The organism is Luteimonas abyssi (genome assembly GCF_001482195.1).
In the GTDB taxonomy this organism is placed as follows: domain Bacteria; phylum Pseudomonadota; class Gammaproteobacteria; order Xanthomonadales; family Xanthomonadaceae; genus Luteimonas; species Luteimonas abyssi.
Genome location: NZ_KQ759763.1, coordinates 3,080,348 through 3,099,143, shown reverse-complemented (window position 1 = coordinate 3,099,143; position 18,796 = coordinate 3,080,348). Strand labels below are relative to the sequence as shown.

Genomic DNA, 18,796 nt, shown 5'->3' with positions numbered 1-18,796 from the left:
CCGCGCAGACTAGCCAGCCGCCATGCGCGGTCGCTATCGCACATCGATGACAGCACGATGACAGGATGGCGGGCGTTCATCGGGGAACGCCCGCCATGGCGACGCATGTCAGCCGGCCGGGCAGGGCGCGCCGGCATCCATCCAGGTCTTGAACGCGGCGACGAAGGTGTCGTGGGGCACCGGCACCGGCACCCGCTCGCCACCAGGTTCCCAGCCCCAGAGCACGAGGGCGTCTTCGGCCACATGGGTGTGCATGGCGGCGAGGTCCTTGCCGCCGGTGCGCGACGGGTCCTTGATCATCGCGCACAGCTCCGAGGCGGGAACGCCGATCCAGTCCATCTTCTGGTCCGGCGGCGGCAACTGCCAATGCGGCGCGCCCGGCGGCGCGTGCGCGCCGTAGCTGGCGGGCGAGTTGGCCTCGCCATGGCAGGCGCTGCAGGGCAGGCCCGGGGCGCCTTTGCCTTCCGGTCCGCGCACAACGTGCATGGCGTGCGGGGTCTGGGCGTCGAACTGCAGCGGTTGATCGCCGGGAATATGGCAGTTGCTGCAGCGCGGGTGCTGGAAGACTTCTTCCACCACCGCGAACGCGTCGAGCGCGGCGGCCTCCTGTTCCGGAGAGGGACGCTGCTGGCAGCCGGCCAGCAGCACGGCGAGTGCGGCGATCGCGGCGAGGTGGCGGAAGGGCATCGTCGTCTCCTCAGGCGGCAGCGGGTGCGGTGGGGGCGGCCTCGTCGGCCAACCGGAACGGCATCGAGCGCAGCCGTTGCCCGGTCAGTGCGAACACGGCGTTGGCGACGGCGGGTGCGATCGGCGGCGTGCCGGGTTCGCCGACACCGCCCATGCGTTCGGCACTCGGCACGATGTGCACCTCGACCTGCGGCATCTCGTCCATGCGCAGTACGCGATAGTCGTGAAAGTTCGACTCCTGCACGCGCCCGCCGCGCAGGGTGAGGTTGGAGTGCAGCGCGGCGCCGAGGCCGAAGGCGATGCCGGATTCCATCTGTGCGACCACGTTGACGGGATTGACCACGGGACCGCAGTCGATCGCGCAGACCACCCGGTGCACGCGGATCCGGCCGTTCTCGATCGAGACATCGACCGCCTGTGCGACGAAGCTGCCGAACGACTCGTGCACCGCGATGCCATGACCGTGCCCCTCGGCCGCCGCCGAGCCCCAGCCGAAACGTTCGGCGGCGAGGTCCAGTGCGGCGAGGTGGCGGGGGTGCTCACGCAGCAGATGGCGTCGGTAGGCGACCGGATCCTGCCCGGCGGCGTGGGCGAGTTCGTCGACGAAGCTCTCCATCACGAAGCCGTTCGCGCTGTGGCCGACCGAGCGCCACCACAACACCGGGATCGCGCTGCGTGGCGCGTGCAGGTCGACCCGGTGTGCGGGGGTGTCGACCACGTACGGCGAATCCGCTACGCCTTCGGTCGTGGTGGTGTCCACGCCGTTCTGCACGGTGAACGCTTCCATGAAGGTGCCGGCCATGATCGACTGGCTCACCATCACCTGGTGCCAGGCGACCGGGAAACCGTCTTCGCCCAGGCCGACGCGCAGGCGTTCGAGGAAGGCGGGCCGGTAGAAGCCGCCGCGCGTGTCGTCTTCGCGGGTCCAGACCGTCTTGACCGGTGCGCCGGCGGCGCGGGCGATCTCAACGGCCTCGACGACCGTGTCGGAATTGGGCGTCGCACGCCGGCCGAAGCCGCCGCCGAGGAACGGCGTGTGCACGAGCACGTGTTCCTCGGGAATGCCGAGAATGCGCGCCGTGTTGGTCTTGTCGAGGCCGGGAAACTGGGTGCCGCACCAGATCTCGCAGCGGTCGCCGTCGATGCGGACCGTGCAGTTCAGCGGTTCCATCGCAGCGTGGGCCAGATAGGGCACCGTGTAGTCGGCCTCCACGGTCTGCGCCGCGCGGGCCAGCGCGGCGTCGACGTCGCCGGCACGTACGGCGGTCGGGCCTTCGGTCGCGGCCAGACGGGCGTACTCCGCGTGCAGCGCGTCGCTGTCGAGGTCGGCGTGATCGCCTTCGTCCCATTCGACGCGCAAGGCATCCCGGCCGAGTTTCGCCGCCCAGTAGTGATCGGCCACCACGGCCACGCCGCTGGGCACCTGGACCACGCTGCGCACGCCGGGCACTGCTTCGGCCGCGCTGGCGTCGAACGACGCCACGGTGGCGCCGAAGACGGGCGGCCGTGCGACGAGCGCGGTGAGCAAACCGTCGAACCGGATGTCCATGCCGAACGTCGCCTGCCCGGTGATTTTCTCCGGCGTATCCAGGCGCAGGGTGTCCTTGCCGATGATCCGCCAGTCGGCCGGGTCGCGCAGGGTCAGCGAATCGAACGGCGGGGCATCCAGCCGACCGGCGTCGTCGGCCAGCTCGCCGTAGCGCAGGCGCGTGTCGTCGGCGATGACGACGCCGTTCTCGGTACGCAACGCATCCGGCGCGACGCCCAGGCGGTTCGCCGCCGCCTGAACCAGCATCGTGCGCGCGGCGGCGCCGGCCTGCCGGTAGCGATCGAACTCGGACCACGTGCTGGTCGATCCGCCGGTGCCCTGCATGCCGAACACCGGGCTGTCGTAGGCGCGATCGGCCGGACCGTGTTCGACGCGGATCCGGGTCCAGTCGGCGTCGAGTTCCTCGGCCAGCAGCATCGGCAACGCGGTCCAGATGCCCTGGCCCATTTCCGCATGGGAGAGCAGGACGGTGATGGTGTCGTCCGCGGCGATGCGCAGGAATGCGCTCGGGGCGAACTCGGTCGCAGCGGCCGCCGCGGTGGCGTCCTGCGCGTGCGCGAAGCGGCGCATGCCGGGCACGGTGAAGGCGAGCACGAGGCCGCCGCCGGCCAAGGCGGAGGCTTTGAGGAAACCACGTCGGGTCAGCTGGGTTGCGCTCACGACGATCTCCGTAGCGGTTGCGTGGGGCCGGCGGTTCGCCGGACGGTTTCAGCAGGTGGTCGGGGCGGCGGTACCGTCCTCCCCGGGGCGCGGATCGGCGGGGGTGGCGCGCGAAGGCAGGCGGTACGACGCTGCATCCGCGGCCGACGGCACATCGCCGACGACGCGCGTCTTCTTCAGGCCTTGCCGAGCTCGGCCGCCCGATGCACCGCTGCGCGGATGCGCGGGTAGGTGCCGCAGCGGCAGATGTTGCCCGACAGCGCCTGGTCGATATCGGTATCGGTCGGCGCCGGCACCTGCGCCAGCAGGGCGGCGGCGGACATGATCTGGCCGGACTGGCAGTAGCCGCACTGCACGACGTCGAGTTCGGCCCAGGCGCGCTGCACCGGGTGCGAGCCATCGGAGGACAAGCCTTCGATGGTGACCAGCGCCTTGCCTTCCACGGCCGACACCGGCGTCACGCAGCTACGTAGCGGGGCGCCGTCGGCATGCACCGTGCACGCGCCGCATTGGGCGATGCCGCAACCGAACTTGGTGCCGGTCATGCCGAGCAGATCGCGCAGCACCCACAGCAGCGGCATGTCGGGCGGCGCATCGACATCGTGCGCACGACCGTTGATTTCGAGCTTCATCGGCATTCTCCCTTGCGGCGGCTGGGGATGGGCGGCATACACTCGGCGCATGTCCGCACGAGTCGAAACCCATTCAATGACGTCCACCGATGCGTCGACCCGGATCCGCAGCGGCACCGTCGACGATACCACCGCGGTGCGTGCCGTCCTTGCCGAATCGTGCGGGATCGATGCGCAATCCGAAGCGTCGGCGGCGGTGCTCGCGCTGGTGCTGGAGACGGAAGGATCGACGTATGCCGGTGTCGGTGGTCTGGCATTGTTTTCCGCTTCGGGACAGTCCGGGTGGTTGAGCGGTGGCTGCCTCGAGCCCGAGATCGCGCGGCGCGCGGAAACCGCTGCGCACGATGCCCGCATCGAATTCATGGAGATCGACACCCGCGACGACGATGCGTTGTTCGCCGGCTCGGCCACCGGATGCCGGGGGCGACTGCGACTGGCATTGGTGCCCCTCGCGGGATGGTCGGGGTATGCGGATGCCGCGCATGGCTGGCTCGACGGCGGCCACGCATTGCAGGTCTCGATCGCTACGAATGGATATATCGAAATCGCGTCGGATGCCATTGTCGCCCGGCATCGCCTGCCGGCCGATGCGCCGGCATGGGCGGATGCCGAGACGGTGTGGTCGTTGCGCTTCGCGCGCCTGCCGGAACTGGTGGCGTTCGGCGCCGGTCCCGAGACCGAGGCGCTGCTGCCGCATCTGCGTCGGCTCGGCTGGCGTTGCACGCTGGTCGAGCGTCGCGAGCGCTGGCAGGCACTGACCGGGCTGGCCGACACGCATCTGGCGCTCTCGCCGCGCGATGCGCTGGCGGCACTGCCGCACTGCGATGCAGCGCTGGTGATGCACCACGGGTTCGAATCGGATCTCGATGCGCTCGATGCGCTGGCCGACAGCGGTTGCGGGTTCGTCGGCCTGCTGGGTCCGGTGCGGCGCCGCGAAGACCTGATGCGCCTGCTGCCCGCATCGCGTCGCGATGCCCTGCTACCGGTGCTGCGGTCGCCGATCGGGCTGGCACTCGGTGGCCGCGGCGCCGACGCGATCGCGTTGAGCATCGTCGCGCAACTGCAGCAATGGCGACATGGCGGCTGAGCATCGCGCGTTGCTGCTCGCAGCCGGCGGCAGCACGCGCCTCGGGACGTCGAAGCAACTGCTCGCGCGCGACGGCGAACCGCTGGTGCGGCGTGCGGTCCGCGCGCTGTTGAGCACGGGGCCGCGGGAAGTGCGCGTCGTGCTCGGCGCGGATGCCGCGCGGATCGAGGCCGCATTGGCGGGCCTGGACGTCGTGCCGGTGCACAACCCGGCATGGCGGGACGGGATGGCATCGAGCCTGCGCGAGGGCTCGCAGGGATGGACGGACGCAGGCGTGTGCGTGATCGCGGGCTGCGACCAGCCGCAGTTCGACGCCGACGATGTACGGGCCCTGCTGGCCATGGCCGGGAACAGCCCCGTACACGCAGCGGCGCTGGATCACGGCGCGAGCCGCGGCGGCATTCCTGCGGTGGTTCCCATGCGATGGTTGCGGGCAGGGCCCGACGCGGGCGAAGCGGACGCGGGACTGCGCGCGCGCCTGCGCGCGACGGCCGGCGTGGGCCTGTATCACCGACCCGCGCTGAAGTTCGACATCGACACGCCCGCCGATCTCGCGCACGCGATCGAACACCAGTGGGTGGACGCCCCCAGCGGCCCGGCCTGACGTCCGGGTCGCTCCCGCGGCGGATGCAGGCGTACGGTCCTGGCGCGCGTCACGCGCGGACGCTGCGCATTGCCTGACGCGCGTCGCCCGCGTTCGGTGCCCGACGACGGCGCGTTGCCGGTCGGCATGCGACGCGATGCCGCTCAGCTGCGCGCGAGCAACCAGAGCACCAGTGCGCTTCCGGCGAGCGCGACCGAGGCCGTGGCGATCCACCAGCGCCGCGCGCGTGCGCGCAGGCGGCGCACGCGTTCGTCGTGCAGTCGACGCGCCTGCGCGATGAGCGGCTCGACATCGACCAGTGCGGCCTCGGTGGCGGCCGCCTGCGTCGCCTCGCCGCGCTCGACCGCGCGCTCGACATCTTCGTAGCGCGCGAAGATCCGCTGTCGCAGATCTTCGTAGCGCTGTTCCAGACCGGCGCCGTCCAGGCGGCGAAGTGCGGCATCGTCGAGCGGCGGCGGATGCGTCATGCCGCGCGCAACGCAGTGGTGACCGGCAGCTGCGCCGCGCGGACGGCCGGAAACAGGCCGCCGACGAAACCGATCGCCAGTGCCCATTTCAGCCCGTTCCACAGCAGGTGCGGGGTGACCTTGAAATCGAAGGTCAGCTGGCCCACGCCACCGGCCAGGGTCGAGGCGGAGTAGTCGTTGAACACCAGCCATGCGATCAGACCGCCGAGCACGCCGCCGGCGGCCGCCAGCAACATCGTCTCCAGCAGCACCGCGACCACCACCGGCAGGCCGCGGAAGCCGATCGCGCGCAGCGTGGCGATCTCGCGTGCCCGCGCGGCGACGGTGGCGAACATCGTGTTGAGCGCGCCGAACACCGCGCCGATCGCCATGATCGACCCGACCACGATGCCGATGATGCGCAGCATCTTGGTCATGGTCTCCGACTGGCGCGCGAAGTACTCGGCGGTGGTGTCGGCCTCCACCTGCAGGCGCGGGTCGTCGGTGAGCGTCGCCTTGAACGCACTGAACGCCGCGGGCGAGCTCAGGCGGGCGGTGATCGAATTGCGGCTGCTGCCACGCCGATAGGTGGTGGCGACGATGCCGGCGTCGCCCCAGATCTCGGATTCCATCGCGTCGCCGGATTCGAATACGCCGACGACCGACCACGTGTCGCTGCCCAGGCGGATCTCGCTGCCCGGCTCGAGGCCGGCGAACTGCGCCCGTGCGCCTTTGCCCACGACCAGCTCGCGCCGCCCGGGTTCGAGGTCGCGTCCCTCGACGATGCGCATCTGTGGCCGGATCGCCCAGGCCACCGGATCGACGCCGCGCAGCTGCACGCTGCCGTCCTCGTCGGCGGTGCCGCGCCGTGGCAGGTTCGCGGCCACGACCAGCTCCGGCGATGCCAGCGGACGGTTGTCGGCATCGCGCGCGACCTCCGGCGCCTGCGCGATGGCGACGATCGCATCGCGCTCGATGACCGACATCACCTCCGCCGCCGAACCGCCGCGCAGCACGATGGCGGTCTCGTCGTTGCCCGTGGCCGACACCGTCTGCCGGTAGCCTTCGGCCATCGCCAGCAGCGCGACCAGGACCGCGACCACGCCGGCGATGCCGATCACCACCACTGACGACGCACCCAGGCGCTGCGGCAACGTGCTGATGCCCACATGCGTCACCGATCCGGCCTGGCGGCCGCTGCGGGTGGCGAGCATCCAGCCCGCGGCCAGTACCGCCAGGGCCAGCAGCGCCGGCCAGGGCAGCGCGATCCAGGCGACCAGCCCCACCAGCACGGCGAGGCCGAGCAGCGCACCTCCCAACAACGATTTCAGCTTCATCACGATTTCTCCCAATATGCCGTGACCGACACCCTTCTCCCGCTCGCGGGAGAAGGGGCCCGCAGGGCGGATGAGGGCCGCAGCCCAGCCGCCACCGAGGCCCCACCGGAATCCGCGCGAGAAGGCGCCCCGGAGGCGCGGCCGAGGGCGCGCCCCACGTCAGCGCCCCGCCAGCGCATCGACGATGTTCAACCGCATGCCGCGCACCGCCGGCAACGCGCCCACCAGCAGGCCGATGGCGACCATCAGCCCCAGGCCCAGCAGCCAGCTTTCCAGCCCCACCGGGGGCAGATTGATCATGCCGCCACTGCCCTGGCCCACGGCCGGCCCGAGCACCGCGGCCAGCGCAAGCCCCAGCACGCCGCCGATCACCACCAGCAGCACGGATTCGGCCAGCACCATCACCAGCACGCTGGTGCTGGAGAACCCGATCGTCTTCAGCACGGCCAGCTCGGAGGTGCGCTCGCGCACCGCCTGCGCCATGGTGTTGCCGGTCAGCAACAGCAGGGTGAAGAAGACCGCGCCCATGATCGATCCGACGATCAGGCCGACATCCGCCATCTGCTTGAGCTGCTGCGCGAACGCGGCCTGCTCGGTCATGGTGCGGGTCTCGTCGGGCGAATTGGCCGACAGCGCGTCGATCGCCTTGGCGGCGGCATCCGCCTGGCGCACGTCGGTCACGCGCGAGACGTACCAGCCCACCTCGGAGTCGACATAGGGCGTGGACTCCTCGAAATAATCGTAGCGCAGCAGCGCGAGGCTGTCGGTCAGTCCCGACTCCGCCCCGTCGCGGCCGCGCATGATGCCGACCACGTCGAACTCCCAGTTCAGGCTGCCGTCGGTGTTGGGAAAGATCATCGACTGCAGCGGGATACGGTCGCCCACCGACCAACCGTAGCGGGTGGCCAGCGTCTGCCCGACCAACAATCCCGTGCGGGTGCGCGCGAAGGCCTCGCGGGCGTCGGCATCGACGTCGATCTCCGGATACAGATCCAGATAGTTTTCAGCGACCGCGAAGCTGAAGATCTGGTTCTTCGGATCCTGGTAGGCGCCGCCGAACCAGTTCGCATAGGTGACCGCCTCGATGTTGTCGACCGTCTCGATGCGCGCGCGCAGCGCCAGCGGCAGGGTCTCGATGAACGACAGCCGCGAGCTGGTCTGCAGCCGCTGCGCACCGTCGGCGTTCTGCCCGAGTTGGGAGAAGCTGGCGCGAATGCCGTCGAGCAGGCCGAACAGCAGGAACGCGGCCATGATCGAGGCGAGCGTGAGGAAAGTGCGGGTCTTGCGCCGGAACAGCGCCGCCCAGATCAGGTGCAGGTACTTCATGCCGGCATCCCTCCGTCAGGCCGCGTGGGCGGGGCGCTCGACCAGCGAGCCCTTGTCCAGGTGCAGCGTGTGCGAGGCGTATTCGGCGGCCTTGGGGTCGTGGGTGACCATGACGATGGTCTTGCCGTGTTCGCGGTTGAGTTCCTGCAGCAGGCCGAGGATGTCCTCGGCCGACTGGCGGTCGAGGTCGCCGGTGGGCTCGTCGCAGATCAGCAGGTCCGGATCGGACACGATCGCGCGGGCGATCGCCACGCGCTGCTGCTGGCCGCCGGACAGCTCGTTGGGCTTGTGCTTGCCGCGGTCCTCCAGCCCGACCAGGGTCAGGGCGATCTCGGCGTTGCGCTTGCGTTGCGCGCCCGAGAGTCTGGTCAGCAGCAGCGGCAGCTCGACATTCTTCTGCGCGGTGAGCGCCGGCATCAGGTTGTAGAACTGGAACACGTAGCCGACGTGGCGGCTGCGCCAGGTCGACAGCTGGCCGCCGCCCATGCGGTCGATGCGCTCGCCGTCGACGACGATCTCGCCCGAGGAGGGCGTATCCAGTCCGCCGATCAGGTTGAGCAGGGTGGTCTTGCCCGAGCCCGACGGTCCCATCAGTGCCACGAAATCGCCACGCGCGATGTCGAGGTCGATGCCGTGCAGCACTTCGACTTTTTCCGCGCCCCGTTGGTAGGTCTTGGTGAGATTGCGGATCGAAACCTGGGAATCCATGTCGTTCGCCTCGCTGTCGCGGCCCGTACGGGACCGGGAGTTGGCGCTTCGCGCCGGGGGCGGCCGCGTCGCCGCGACCTGCCGAATCCAACCGCGCACGAGGGGCGTGCGCGTCCTCACCCGCGCACGGCGCCCCGTGCGCGGTGTTTCACTCGCGCACGATGGCGCTGCCGTCGGACAGTGCGTCGGGCGGGTCGAGCACCACGTCCTCGCCGGCGGCCAGGCCGGAGCGGACTTCGCGCGGATCGCCGCTGCCGGCGGCTTGCACCACACGCTGTTCCACGCGATCGCCGGCCACCGCGAAGGCAACCGTCCGGCCATCGCGCTGCACCAGTGCTGCAGCAGGCACGCGCAGGATGCGCGGAGCGTCCTCGGCGGCTTCGGCTTCGGTTGCCTGCTCCAGGAAGCTCACCGACACGCCCATGTCCGGCACGATGCGCGGATCCTTGACCTTGAGGGCGATGCGGACCTTGACCGTGGCCTTGCCGCGGTCGGCGGTCGGCACGATCGCGATGACTTCGGCCGGGATCTTCCAGTCCGGGTAGGCGTTGAGCGTGGCCTGCACCGGCATGCGCGGCTGTACGCGGCCGATGTAGGCCTCGCCGACGTCGACCTCGATTTCCAGCGAATCCATGTCGACGATGGTGCCGATGCCGGTGCGGGTGAAGCCACCGCCGGCCGACAGCGGTGAGACGATCTCGCCCGGCTGCGCGGCCTTGGCGGTGATCACCCCGGCGAACGGCGCGCGCACTACGGTGTTGTCGACCCCGATGTCGGCAAGCGACAGCTGGTCGCCGGCGACCTGGGCATTGCGGCGCGCGGTCTCGAGTTCGGAGCGCAGCGCGTCGCGCTGGGCGACCGCCTGGTCGTATTGCGAGCGCGAGACCAGTTGCTGTCCCACCAGCGTTTCGAGCCGGCGCGCTTCGGACTGGGCCTGCTCGAGCCGGGCCTGCACACCCGAGACCTGGCTGCGTGCGGCCGAGACCCGCGAGGCGGCGAGTTCGCGCTCGGCATCCGCGTCGATGGGATCGAGGGTGGCGAGGATCTGGTTGTCCTCCACGGCCATGCCCTCCTCGATCATCACCTCGCGAACGCGCCCGGTGATCTTGGCCGACACGGTGGCGATGCGACGGGCGACGACGTAGCCGCTGGCGTCGAGCACCGAAGCCGGGGCCGCGCCCGCACCACCGCTGGCGGCCACCGGTGCGGTGCGTACGGGGATCGGGCGCGATGCCCCGAGCCACAGCCAGACGAGTGCGGCCAGCAGCACCACGGCGGCGGCGATACCCAGGCCGATCCACAGCCCTCGCCGCGACGGCGGCGGCTCGGGCTTGCGGTCGATACGCAGTTCCTTGAGAAGGTCGGCTTTGCTGTTCATGACGCCCCGGACGTGAACCGAGGGCGCAGTGTGACCGGCGTACGCGTTGCCGTGAGGAGCCGGAAGTCACCTGATGCGCCCGACGGACCCGACCCCCTGCCGGGTCCACGATGGCGGCCAGTGTGCCGCGCTTGCCGATCCGGGTCACCTGACGGATGTCATGCCGGCGAACTGACGCACGCGACTGTCGCCGCCTGCCGCCGTCGCCGATAGTCACGCAGTCGCCGCTGTGCAGGTCGCAACCATGTCGTCCACGCCGTTGGTAAATACCTCCACGTCTGCCGGGCTCTTGCCCGCGCCCCCGCCGTGCCTGGCGCGTCTCGATCGTGTGGGTCGGCGTCGCGGTGGAATCCAGGCACTGAATGGAGTGAGCTTCGATCTGCCGGGTGGGGCGGTCACTGCGTTGCTGGGCGTCAATGGCGCGGGCAAGTCGACGGCCATCGAGGTGCTGTTGGGGCTGCAGCCGGTCGATACAGGGCATGTCGTCATGTTTGATCGGCCGCCGGGCGCCGCCGACGTTCGGGGTGATGTGGGGGCGATGCTGCAGCAGATGCAGCTACCCGAACGGCTGAGGGTGTGCGAATTGCTGGCGCTCGTGCGCAGCTGGTATGCCGCACCTCGCAGCGTCGCGGACTGCATTGCCCTGGCCGGTCTGGACGGACTGCTCGATCGGCGCTACGGCCGGCTGTCGGGCGGCCAGCAGCGTCGGGTGCAGTTCGCACTGGCAATGTGCGGGAGGCCGCGGCTGCTGATCCTCGATGAACCTACCACCGGCCTGGACATCGGTGCCCGGCATCAGCTGTGGCGCGCGGTGCGTGACCTGGTGCAGGCAGGCACGGGGGTCCTGTTGACGACCCACGACATGGCCGAGGCCGAAGCGCTGGCGGACCGCGTGGTGGTGCTCGACCGCGGCCGGGTCCGCACCACCGGGTCGGTGGCCGAGGTGCGTGCCCGAGTGGACCGGCGGCATGTCGCTTGCGACAGTGCTCTGGAGGCGGATGTGGTGGCGGCGTGGCCCGGTGTCGTCGACGCGACGCGCACCGCTGGCCGCCTGCGGATCGTGGCGATCGATGCCGATGCCGTGGTAAGGCGCCTGTTCGCCGCGGATCCGGGGTGCGCGAATCTCGAGGTCCGGCAGGCGGGGCTTGCCGACGCGTTGGAGTTGATCGATGGCGCCGACATTCGGGAGGCCGTATGAGCGCCCGCGCGTCGGCCTGGCGAGGTCACCTGCAGGAACTGCGCTGCGAGCTGGTGCGATTGCTGCGCGAGCCCATGTACGTGCTGCCGACGTTGCTGTTTCCGGCCCTGTTCTACGTCATGTTCGGCCTGCTGATCGGTGGGCGAGACGGCGGCGATGCCGCGCGTTATCTGCTGGTGACCTACGGGGTCTTCGGCACGCTGGGCGCTGCGTTGTTCGGCGTCGCCGTCACCGTGTCCATCGACCGCGAGCGCGGCTTCATGGCCCTGCGGCGCGCGCTGCCGGCGCCGCCGACCGGCTGGCTGACCGCGCGGCTGGCGATCGCGATGTTGTTTTCGCTGTTGATCTCGTTGCAGCTGGCGGCGCTGGCGATGCTGGCAGGGGGCGTGTCGATGGCCCCGGGCGCATGGGTGATGCTGTGGGCGGTCAACCTGCTCGGCGCAGTGCCGTTCTGTGCGATCGGTCTGCTGATCGGGTGTGTCACCAGCGCCAACGCTGCCCCCGCGGTCGTGAACGTGCTGTTTCTGCCTATGGCGTTCCTGTCCGGGCTGTGGCTGCCACTGGAGATGCTGCCCGGGCCGCTGGCGGAACTGGCGCCGGCATGGCCGGCCTATCATCTGGCCCAGATCGGGTTGCGCGTGGTCGGTCTGGAGGCGGGGCAGCCGTTGTGGCTGCATGTGGCCGCGCTGCTGCTGGTGGGCGGTGCGTGCGCCGTGCTGGCGCAGCGCGGGCTGCGACGGGCGGGGTGAGCGCGGCTGGCGTACGGCGGGATGGCATGGACAAAGGGGAGTTGGGATGACAGCGCAATCCAGCAGCGCGCGCGCCTCGTGGCGGCCGCGCCTGCCCGCGGCCCCGGACTCGGTGCTCGGCATCGCGCGCCGGCAGGGCCGTCCGGCGTGGGGCGAAGGCCTGCATGCGCTGTGGTCGATGTGGGTGTTCGTGGTGCCGCTTTTCACCCCGGCCGGCTACGACCTGCGCTGGCTGATGCTGACGCTGGCATCCTATCCACTGTTCCTGGCGCTGTTTGCCGGTGCACTCGTATTGCCCGCCCGGCGCGCGCCGTGGTGCGCCCTGGCGATGATCCTGCTGTGTCTGGTCCTGCTGCCGTGGTACGTCTCGGGGCTGAGTTACTTCGTGTTCGGATGCGTGTTCCTGGGAGTGCTGGCGCGGGCGTCGCTGTGGCGGTACGTGCTCATGCTGGCCGTGCTCAATGCACTGCTGATGGGGTGGGCGCGGGTGCTCGGCTATCCATGGCCGGTGCTGGTCTGGATGCCGATGACCACGATGGTGATCGGCCTGCTGGTGCACGTGGAGCGCTTGCGCCATGTCCAGGACGCGGCGCTGCGGCTGTCGCACGACGAGGTCCGACGACTGGCCGCGGTGGCGGAGCGCGAGCGCATCGGGCGCGATCTGCACGACCTGCTCGGGCACACGCTGTCGATGGTGGCGCTCAAGGCGGATCTCGCGGCGAAGCTGATGGCACGGGATCGGGACGGTGCCCAGCGTGAGATCGTCGAGGTCGGCAGCATCGCGCGCGATGCGCTGTCGCAGGTGCGGGAGGCGGTCAGTGGTATTCGCGCTGCCGGTCTCGCCGGCGAACTGGCGGCCGCGCGTCTGCTGCTCGAAACCGATGGCGTCGCATTCGACTATGCCCTCGACGCCGCGGCGTCGCACGCCCGCCTGCCGCAGGCGGTGGAAACCGCGCTGGCGCTCGCGCTGCGCGAGGGTGTGACCAACGTGCAGCGGCACGCGCGGGCGCACCGGGTGCGCGTGGACATCACCGGCGAACCGGCGGGGGATCGTCCCGGGGGCGACGGCGAGGCGGCCGTATTGCGCATGCGGCTGCGCGACGACGGACGGGGCGGCGCAATCGCACCCGGGCATGGCCTGACCGGCATGCGCGAGCGCTTCGAGGCGCTGGGAGGCCGGGTGCGCATCGACAGCGGCGCGGCGGGCACCTGCCTGGAGGTGTGGGTGCCGCTGGACGCGACCCGACACGTGCCGGCGACGAGGGAGGCGGCGCGGTGATGCGGGGCGGGCCGCGCGTGCGTCTTGCCTGCTAAGGTCCCGGGCATGTCCTGCCTGCCGACCGCCGATGCACCGTTGCGCATCCTCATCGCCGAGGATCAGGCGATGCTGCGCGGCGCGCTCGCGGCGCTGCTCGATCTGGAGCCGGACCTCAAGGTGGTCGGCAGTGCCGCCGATGGCGAGAGCGCGTGGCGCGCACTGCAGCGGCAGCACCCCGACGTGCTGGTCACCGACATCGAGATGCCGGGCCTCACTGGACTCGAACTCGCCCAGCGCATCCAGCGGCAGGCGTTGCCGGTGCGCGTGGTCATCGTGACGACCTTCGCCCGCGCCGGTTTCCTGCGTCGGGCGCTGGAGGCCGGGGTCGGCGGCTACCTGCTCAAGGATGCGCCGGCCGAACAACTGGCCGATGCGGTGCGCCGGGTGCATGCCGGTGGGCGCGCGATCGACCCACAGCTCGCCCTGGATGCCTGGAGCGAGCCCGACCCGCTCAGCGAGCGCGAGCGTCAGGCACTGCGATTGGCTGGCGAGGGCATGAGTGCGGCGGACATCGCGGCCCGCCTGAAGCTGTCGCACGGCACGGTACGCAATTACCTGTCCGATGCGATCGGCAAGCTTGGCGTGGGCAATCGCATCGAGGCCTACCGGCTCGCGCGCCAGAAAGGCTGGCTGTGACGCGAGGAGGCGACGATCAGAATCCCAGTGCGGCCAGCGAGTCGCGCTCGAGACCGGCGTAGATCGCGAACTCGTCGTGCACCGCTGTTCCGAGCGCCTCTTCGAAGGCGTCGCGGTTGGCCTGCGCGGCATAGGCGCGTTGCTCGCCGCCGCCGAGGTTGGACTGGAAGATGCCGGCTGCGCTGACCGGCAGGAAGTCCTCGTAGACGATCGGGTCGGCGGTGACCAGGCCGGCGGCGATGGCCGCGTCGGGCGATCGTCCGGCGACGGCCGTCGGGTCCGCGTGGCCGGCATCGGTCAGCGCGTAGCGGTAGTAGCCCAGGCCTTCGCGGCGCAGGGTGTCGTCGTCGTCTGGGAATGCGGCGAATGCGGCCTGCAGGCGCGTGGCGTAATCGTCGCCGGTGCTGCCCGCACCGCCCGCATCGCGGGCCTCGGTGAGCAGGCGGTCGTACAGGGCGCGGCCCTTCGGCGTCAGCGCGAGGCCGCGTTGTTCGATCTCGCCGAAGCGCGCGGTGTGGGTGCCGGAATCGTCGTCGTGGCTGCGGCCGTCCGCGGCCGGGAAGCGCACGGCTTCCTCCAGTGCCTTGAAGCTGGTCTGGCGCAGCAGGATCGGACAGTGCCGACGCGGCGGGCCTTCGATGACGGCCTTGGCGGCGATGCCGTGGGCACGCATCGCCGCCTGTGCGGCGTCGATGTCGAGCGTGCGCGGGGTGAGGTGGTTGATGTGCGGACCGGGAAAGCACACGACGTCGGCGATCAGCCGATGGGCGTCGTGCAGGGCGCGGTATTCGGCCTGCGATACCGTCGCCTCGCCGTGCCAGCGGAAGGTTTCCAGCGCCTCGGCGACGAAACGCCGCGCGTCGGCCTCACCCAGCCCGCCGTCGCGTTCGGCCTGTGCGATCAGGTCGAGCGCGGCGGGGGTGAAGATCTCGCGCCGGTCCAGGACGTCCGCCGCGCGCCGGCGCAGGTCCGGATCCTCGACCAGCTCCAGCCGCAGCAGCGAGGTGAACACGCGGAACGGGTTGCGAGCCAGCGCCTGCGCTTCCACCGGCCGGAACGCGGTCGAATGCACCGGCACGCCGGCGACGGACAGGTCGTAATACCCCACCGGCCGCATGCCCATCACCGCGAACATGCGCCGCAGGATGCCCAGCTCGCGGGCGCTGCCCACGCGGATCGCGCCGTGGCGCTCGGCGTCCAGGCGGTCGAGCGCGTCGCTGCGCTGCAGACGCCCGGCCAGGGCGGGGTCGGCGGCGAGCGCCTCGGCGTTCGTCTCCGTCACCAGCGTCATCAGGGTGCCGTACAGCGGGACTTCGGTCCGGTACATCGTCGACATCGCCTGTGCGAACAGCGTGCGGATGGCATCGGGCGAAACGTGGCCGGGGGCGGGAGTGGTCATGGGCAGGAGATGCGCAGCGGGGAGCCGCACATTCTCGCCGATGCCGCGTTTCCGGTGCCGGTGGAGTACCCGGGGTGGGGGTGGCCGGTAGTCGGTCCGGCTGGAGGGAATACGCGTCGCGGAGCGCCGGGCTGTGTGGACGCCGCGCAAGGCGGGCACGGCGGACGGCGGGTGTGGCGCCGGGTCACCCGGGCGCGCGATCCGGCGAATACGGGGCCGGAAGCCCGATCGGCACGCCACGTCCGCGGTAGACTAGGCGCCTGTCCGCCGTTCGATGCCGCCGCCATGTCCGCCGCCGAAGCCCGTCCCGAACAAGCCAACGCCCAGCAGCGCTACGAAGTCCGCCGCGGCGATCTGCCGCTGAGCTGCCCGTTGCCGTCGATGGCGCTGTGGAACTCGCATCCGCGCGTGTACCTGCCGATCGAGGCCGAGGGCGGCGAGGCGGACTGTCCGTACTGCGGAGCGCACTTCGTCCTGGTCGACTGAGCCGGTGCGCAGGTCGCGCGGCCCGGAGGGGGTGCCTGTGCGTGCATCGGTGGCGTCGAGGCACCCGGTGCGCTGCCGGGAGGTGCCGTGCGCCGCCTGACCGTCGTGCAGCTGTTGCCCGCGCTGCAGTCGGGCGGGGTCGAACGGTCGACGCTGGAGATCGCGCAGGCGCTGGTCGTCGCCGGCCATCGTGCGGTGGTCGTTTCGGCGGGCGGGCGTCTGGTCGCCCGCCTCGAGGCCGCGGGTGCGGAACATGTCGCCCTCGACATCGGCCGCAAGTCGCTGCTGACCCTGCGCCACGCCCGCGGCCTGCGCAGGTTGTTCACCGAACTGGCGCCCGACATCGTGCATGCGCGGTCGCGTCTGCCGGCCTGGCTGGGCTGGCGCGCGCTGCAGGGCATGCCTGCGCAGACCCGGCCGGCCTTCGTGACCACGGTGCACGGGCTGAACTCGCCGTCGCGCTACAGCGCGATCATGACCCGCGGCGAGCGGGTGATCTGCGTGTCCGACACAGTGCGCGCCTACGTGCTCGAACACTATCCCGCCACCGATCCGTCGCGCCTGCGAGTGATCCCACGGGGCATCGCGCCGGCGGCGTTCCCGCGCCGGCCGCATCCGGACCCCGAGGCGCGTGCCGCGGTGGCGGGTCTGCATCCGGCCCTCGCCGGCGACGGTCCGCTGCTGCTGTTGCCGGGGCGCGGCACCCGTCTCAAGGGGCACGCCGACGGCATCGCGCTGCTGGCGCGCCTGCGCGCGGACGGGACCGATGCGCGTCTGTGGATGCCGGGCGCGCGCGAGGCCGGTCGGGAGCGCTACATCGAGGAACTCGAACGCGAGGCGGCGTCGGCCGGCGTCGCCGAGGCTCTGGTGCTGACCGCGCCGACCGACGCGATCGCCCAGGCCTACGCGGCGTCCGATCTGGTGCTGCAGCTGTCGCGCAAGCCCGAGGCGTTCGGCCGGACCGTGCTCGAGGCGCTGTCGGCCGGCCGGCCGGTGCTCGGCTGGGCGCACGGCGGCGTCGGCGAGTTGCTGACGCATTGGCTGCCCGCCGGTGCGGTGACGCCATTCGACGCCGATGCGCTCGCCACCGGCGCGCGCGCGCTGCTCGATCCGGGCGATCCCCCTGCAATTGCTACGATGCCCGACACCCTCGCGGCCATGCAGGCCGCCACGCTCGCTGTCTATGCGGAACTCCGTGCATGAAGCCGTCGTCTGATCTTTCCACGCCCGACACGCCCGGATGGCGCTGGGCGCCGCACTGGGTGCTCGCCTTCGTCGCGCTGTGGCCGATGCCCGGTTACGCGGAAGGGGTGATGGTGCTCGGTGCGTTGATCGCGATCGTGCGCCTGCTGCAGGCGCGCTTCCGCGGTGGCAAGGCCTTGCTGAGCGCCCAGGCCTGGGCGCTGACGACGGTGCTGTTCTGCGCCTACTGGGTGCCGGAGGTGATCTCCGTGGTGGGGGCCGTGGATCCCGCCCGGACGGTGAAGGAGGCCGTGGTCGATGTCCGCTACCTGCCGTTCCTGTGGCTGGTGGCGGCGGCGGTCGCCGACCGGCGCGGCTTGCGCATCACCCTGGTCGGCATGGCCGTGATCACGGCGATCTGGACCGTCGATGCGTTGGTCGAAGGCGTGTTCGGGACCGTCAGCCCGCTGTTCTGGGGCCTGGATGCGGGCAAGCAGCTGATCAGCAGCAGCCCCATGTGCAGTGCCGAGGACGTGGCCAACGTGGATCGCCTCAGCGGCATCCTCGGGCCGTGCAATCTGAAGATCGGTGTGGTGCTGGCCAGTCTTTCGCCGTTCCTGCTCTATGTCGCCGGTCGCCGCTACGGCATGTGGGGCTGGGTCGCGTCCGCCGCGGCGGTCGGCATCGTGATCCTGCTCGCAGGCGCGCGCGCGGCGTGGCTGACCTACGCGCTGGTGCTGTTGTTCTCGGGCTGGCGGTTGCTGGGCTGGAAGCGTCTGCTGGTGGTGTTCGCGGTCGGCGCGGCGATTCTGGTCGCACTCACCGCCGGCTCGCCGCAGGTGCGCGAGCGGGTGAACCGCACAGCGCACCTGCTGACCGCCGACGAGTCCGGCGTCGACATGGCGTTGTCGGGCCGGGCGCGCATCTGGCAGTCGGCGCTGTGCATGGTCGGCGACTCGCCGATCAACGGAGTGGGCGCGCGTGGCTTCCGGGCCGCGTTCGAGGACTGCGATCCGTATCCGGACCAGCCACCGGTGTGGGGCGATGGTCCGGCATTGCACGCGCATCAGATCGTGTTGGAGGTTGCGGCCGAGACCGGGATCGCGGGCGTGCTGCTGTGGCTGGCCGGCGTGGCGATGGCATGGCGGGCCTGGCGTTTCGCCGATGCCACGGCGCGCGAGCGCGCGCGACCGGCGATGCTCGCACTGGTGGTGACGGTGTTCCCGTTCAACACGCACCTGGCGTTCTATTCGACGTTCTGGGGCGGCCTGACCCTGCTGCTGGCCGCGCTCTACGCCGGCAGTCTGCTCGGCCGTCCGGGGCGTGATGGCGGCGCGGGCGAGCTCGATGGGGGCGAGGTGCCGCGACCGCGACAGGCGGCCGCCGAGCCGCGGTGAGCGTCGCAGGGCGATCG

At 71.0% G+C, this 18,796-nt stretch carries 18 protein-coding genes; 9 read left to right on the top strand and 9 right to left on the bottom strand.

Going from position 1 to position 18,796, the window contains the following annotated elements; all coding sequences use genetic code 11:
- Positions 1 to 108: 108 nt before the first annotated feature.
- The 3 genes from RG19_RS13430 to RG19_RS13420 form a co-directional block, all read right to left on the bottom strand.
- Positions 109 to 687 carry a hypothetical protein gene (locus tag RG19_RS13430; protein ID WP_058835708.1) on the bottom strand — a complete coding sequence of 193 codons (579 nt, stop codon included), beginning with the start codon at positions 685 to 687 and terminating at the stop codon, positions 109 to 111.
- A gap of 10 nt (positions 688 to 697) precedes the next feature.
- The gene (locus tag RG19_RS13425) at positions 698 to 2,896 is read right to left on the bottom strand and encodes a xanthine dehydrogenase family protein molybdopterin-binding subunit (protein ID WP_058835707.1); all 2,199 of its coding nucleotides are present in this window, start codon (positions 2,894 to 2,896) and stop codon (positions 698 to 700) included.
- A gap of 176 nt (positions 2,897 to 3,072) precedes the next feature.
- A complete protein-coding gene (locus tag RG19_RS13420; RefSeq protein ID WP_058835706.1) occupies positions 3,073 to 3,528 on the bottom strand; it encodes a (2Fe-2S)-binding protein in 456 nt (151 codons plus the stop codon).
- Positions 3,529 to 3,604: 76 nt separating this feature from the next.
- Here RG19_RS13420 and RG19_RS13415 point away from each other — a divergent pair, with 76 nt between their 5' ends.
- Both RG19_RS13415 and RG19_RS13410 read left to right on the top strand, forming a co-directional pair.
- Complete coding sequence (locus tag RG19_RS13415) at positions 3,605 to 4,615, top strand: XdhC family protein (RefSeq protein ID WP_082672672.1); 1,011 nt, start codon at positions 3,605 to 3,607, stop codon at positions 4,613 to 4,615.
- Complete coding sequence (locus RG19_RS13410) at positions 4,605 to 5,219, top strand: nucleotidyltransferase family protein (RefSeq protein ID WP_058835705.1); 615 nt, start codon at positions 4,605 to 4,607, stop codon at positions 5,217 to 5,219. Before RG19_RS13415 ends, RG19_RS13410 begins: the two co-directional genes overlap by 11 nt.
- Positions 5,220 to 5,362: 143 nt before the next feature.
- Here the strand turns inward: RG19_RS13410 and RG19_RS13405 are convergent, their stop codons facing one another.
- The 5 genes from RG19_RS13405 to RG19_RS13385 form a co-directional block, all read right to left on the bottom strand.
- Positions 5,363 to 5,686, bottom strand: coding sequence for a hypothetical protein (locus tag RG19_RS13405; RefSeq protein ID WP_058835704.1), 324 nt, complete (start codon positions 5,684 to 5,686; stop codon positions 5,363 to 5,365).
- Positions 5,683 to 7,002: an ABC transporter permease gene (locus RG19_RS13400; protein ID WP_058835703.1), complete on the bottom strand. Its 1,320-nt coding sequence runs from the start codon at positions 7,000 to 7,002 to the stop codon at positions 5,683 to 5,685. Before RG19_RS13400 ends, RG19_RS13405 begins: the two co-directional genes overlap by 4 nt.
- A gap of 159 nt (positions 7,003 to 7,161) precedes the next feature.
- On the bottom strand, positions 7,162 to 8,328 hold the full coding sequence (locus RG19_RS13395) for an ABC transporter permease (protein WP_058835702.1): 1,167 nt from the start codon (positions 8,326 to 8,328) through the stop codon (positions 7,162 to 7,164).
- A 15-nt stretch (positions 8,329 to 8,343) separates the two neighbouring features.
- The gene (locus RG19_RS13390; protein ID WP_058835701.1) at positions 8,344 to 9,036 is read right to left on the bottom strand and encodes an ABC transporter ATP-binding protein; all 693 of its coding nucleotides are present in this window, start codon (positions 9,034 to 9,036) and stop codon (positions 8,344 to 8,346) included.
- A 148-nt stretch (positions 9,037 to 9,184) separates the two neighbouring features.
- Positions 9,185 to 10,414, bottom strand: coding sequence for an efflux RND transporter periplasmic adaptor subunit (locus RG19_RS13385; protein ID WP_058835700.1), 1,230 nt, complete (start codon positions 10,412 to 10,414; stop codon positions 9,185 to 9,187).
- 367 nt (positions 10,415 to 10,781) lie between these two features.
- Here RG19_RS13385 and RG19_RS13380 point away from each other — a divergent pair, with 367 nt between their 5' ends.
- The 4 genes from RG19_RS13380 to RG19_RS13365 are packed head-to-tail and all read left to right on the top strand — an operon-like array spanning position 10,782 to position 14,315.
- Complete coding sequence (locus RG19_RS13380) at positions 10,782 to 11,612, top strand: ABC transporter ATP-binding protein (RefSeq protein ID WP_238376644.1); 831 nt, start codon at positions 10,782 to 10,784, stop codon at positions 11,610 to 11,612.
- Positions 11,609 to 12,361: an ABC transporter permease gene (locus RG19_RS13375; RefSeq protein ID WP_058835698.1), complete on the top strand. Its 753-nt coding sequence runs from the start codon at positions 11,609 to 11,611 to the stop codon at positions 12,359 to 12,361. The genes RG19_RS13380 and RG19_RS13375 overlap by 4 nt, the downstream gene beginning before the upstream one ends.
- A gap of 46 nt (positions 12,362 to 12,407) precedes the next feature.
- Complete coding sequence (locus RG19_RS13370) at positions 12,408 to 13,640, top strand: sensor histidine kinase (RefSeq protein ID WP_058835697.1); 1,233 nt, start codon at positions 12,408 to 12,410, stop codon at positions 13,638 to 13,640.
- Between the two features lie 45 nt (positions 13,641 to 13,685).
- Positions 13,686 to 14,315 (top strand): response regulator transcription factor, encoded by a 630-nt coding sequence (locus RG19_RS13365; protein WP_058835696.1) that lies wholly within the window; start codon positions 13,686 to 13,688, stop codon positions 14,313 to 14,315.
- Positions 14,316 to 14,331: 16 nt separating this feature from the next.
- On the opposite strand, the gene hglS is transcribed toward RG19_RS13365, so the two are convergent.
- Entirely contained in the window at positions 14,332 to 15,714 is a 1,383-nt protein-coding gene (gene hglS, locus RG19_RS13360) for a 2-oxoadipate dioxygenase/decarboxylase HglS (RefSeq protein ID WP_058835695.1), read from the bottom strand.
- A 285-nt stretch (positions 15,715 to 15,999) separates the two neighbouring features.
- Between hglS and RG19_RS13355 the strand changes: the two genes are divergently transcribed.
- The 3 genes from RG19_RS13355 (at position 16,000) to RG19_RS13345 (ending at position 18,779) form a co-directional block, all read left to right on the top strand.
- Entirely contained in the window at positions 16,000 to 16,200 is a 201-nt protein-coding gene (locus RG19_RS13355) for a zinc-finger domain-containing protein (RefSeq protein ID WP_058835694.1), read from the top strand.
- 87 nt (positions 16,201 to 16,287) lie between these two features.
- Positions 16,288 to 17,403: a glycosyltransferase gene (locus tag RG19_RS13350; protein ID WP_058835693.1), complete on the top strand. Its 1,116-nt coding sequence runs from the start codon at positions 16,288 to 16,290 to the stop codon at positions 17,401 to 17,403.
- Complete coding sequence (locus RG19_RS13345) at positions 17,400 to 18,779, top strand: O-antigen ligase family protein (protein ID WP_058835692.1); 1,380 nt, start codon at positions 17,400 to 17,402, stop codon at positions 18,777 to 18,779. The genes RG19_RS13350 and RG19_RS13345 overlap by 4 nt, the downstream gene beginning before the upstream one ends.
- Positions 18,780 to 18,796 lie beyond the last annotated feature (17 nt).